This window comes from Clostridium lacusfryxellense (assembly GCF_018861735.1).
In the GTDB taxonomy this organism is placed as follows: domain Bacteria; phylum Bacillota; class Clostridia; order Clostridiales; family Clostridiaceae; genus Clostridium_AD; species Clostridium_AD lacusfryxellense.
The window spans coordinates 1-1,242 of record NZ_JAHLEB010000149.1; the positions used below are offsets into that span (position 1 = coordinate 1).

The 1,242-nt window shown below is 28.1% G+C and carries 1 protein-coding gene; it reads right to left on the bottom strand.

The window, feature by feature from the left end; all coding sequences use genetic code 11:
- Nucleotides 1–706 precede the first annotated feature (706 nt).
- Nucleotides 707–865 carry a zinc-ribbon domain-containing protein gene (locus KPL55_RS25715; RefSeq protein ID WP_216309584.1) on the bottom strand — a complete coding sequence of 53 codons (159 nt, stop codon included), beginning with the start codon at nt 863–865 and terminating at the stop codon, nt 707–709.
- Nucleotides 866–1,242: the final 377 nt, after the last annotated feature.

The window sequence follows — 1,242 nt, forward strand, 5'->3', positions numbered from 1 at the left end:
GATAGGGTTTCCCTACTGTATGTTAATAACTTACTAATGAAAATAGAATTATTTCCACTTCCAAGAGGAAACATCACGCATTTGCGTGCTGCTTCGCAGCTCGCACATTTAGTTAATTATACCAATTCGAATGTAGATTATATATAAAAATTTATTAATGATCCGTAAATATTATAAATAGATCAAAAAATAAAAAACGACGTGAAACCAAATCTTCACGTCATTTATTAAGCCCCTATAACTAGCCTATACACTCATTCATAATCTTTTAATATGCAATAAGGCTCTATTAAACTGCATAAAAGGTGTCTAATTGAGGATATAAACTCCATTTATACATGATTTATCACTTTGTTGTAGTTGATATTTTTTGAAAATAAAGGTAGTATTATATTACCTTTATTTTGACATAGTTTTTAAATACAAAGATAATTAGTTAGCCTCAATTTTCTAATTACCTTTGTATTTTTTATTTGTAGGCATTAATATATTCCTTTGTTATTGATATATTTAACTAGTATAATATTTTTTCGCTTTGCACATGACATTTCATCATAGCATAATATTTCCTAGATAAGAACATAATAGAAATAGTATAATATAACTAGCGTAATATTACATACTAATAGTACAAAATAAAAAAGCATAATCTTCTTGTGGATGAAGACCTATGTTTTTTATTTCTTTGTCCCATATTAATAATTTTTCACTCTTCTCTGATCTTTTGTATTTTTCTTGCTTTTCTGCAATCAGAACATCTTTTAGGTTCATCTTCGAATCCTTTTTCTTTGTAGAATTCTTGTTCACCTTCAGTAAATGTGAATTTTTTACCACAATGAATACAAATCAAAGTCTTATCTTCCATTATAAATTTGCCTCCAATTTAATTATGTTAACATGGGTATATATTATGTCATGCAGTAATAATTTGTACCCAGAACGATCATAACTAATCTTGAATGCCTTTTGTATTTTAGATAATAAAAAGTTCCTCAGAGTAATATTTAATAAATTTTAGGGGTATATATTAAATGAATTATTTAAATGCAAAGGCAATCGGAAACCCTTCTGTGCCTTTGTATTTTTTATATTAGAGGGTAGTGTCAGCAAAAATGATATTTCGTAGTAAAAGGGGGTTGTGTAGTAACGGGACAGAAATTCCCGTTACTACACCTATATTTTACCAAATAGTTTACTATCCATTGCTTGCAGGGGTCGTAATTTTCCATGCAATAGTTCATC